Below are 552 nucleotides of genomic sequence, written 5' to 3'. Positions count from 1 at the left end.
AAAAATAGTGCCTTATGTTATTTGATATACGTTCAATTGTGCTTAATGCAATCCAGAACCATCTCCATAAACCTGCTCTTTGGGTGGATAAGTGCAGCTACACGTACCAACAAATGACCGCAATTGCTTGCGCTTTAAATAAACAGTGGCAGTCACTTTCCATTACTAATATTGCTATTTTGTCGCAGCGCGACCTCAGCGCATACGCCGCTATTTGGGGATGCTATTTAGGCGGTAAAACGTATATCCCATTGAACCAACGGCTGGCCTCGAAACAAATCATAGAAACTCTTGAAGAGACAGGTTGCACCGCTCTAGTGATTGATAAACACCAATTACACCGTCTTTCTGACATTCTTGAAATAGCCCCTATCCATTATCAGATATTTGGTCGTGACTCCAACATGGAGATGTTGTGTTAAAATGGTAGCCTTTTCACCCTCAAATTAGAAATCATGGCTACCATTCAAGTTCAATGTCGATTTTGCAACCAAACTGAACATGTTCGTAAACACGGAACTGGAGTAACAGGCTTTCAGCGCTTTCGTTGCA

Annotated in this window: 2 protein-coding genes; both read left to right on the top strand. The window is 41.7% G+C overall.

Annotated elements, in window-relative coordinates; all coding sequences use genetic code 11:
- Positions 1-14: 14 nt before the first annotated feature.
- On the top strand, positions 15-422 hold the full coding sequence (locus tag VOR_RS0102460) for an AMP-binding protein (RefSeq protein WP_010318072.1): 408 nt from the start codon (positions 15-17) through the stop codon (positions 420-422).
- Between the two features lie 33 nt (positions 423-455).
- Positions 456-552: IS1 family transposase (locus tag VOR_RS18190; RefSeq protein WP_350303899.1), on the top strand; the 97-nt coding region annotated here is incomplete at its 3' end.

This window comes from Vibrio ordalii ATCC 33509 (assembly GCA_000257205.1).
GTDB lineage: Bacteria > Pseudomonadota > Gammaproteobacteria > Enterobacterales > Vibrionaceae > Vibrio > Vibrio ordalii.
Note: the sequence above shows the minus strand (reverse complement) of the source record. Positions and strands in the feature narration are given on the sequence as shown.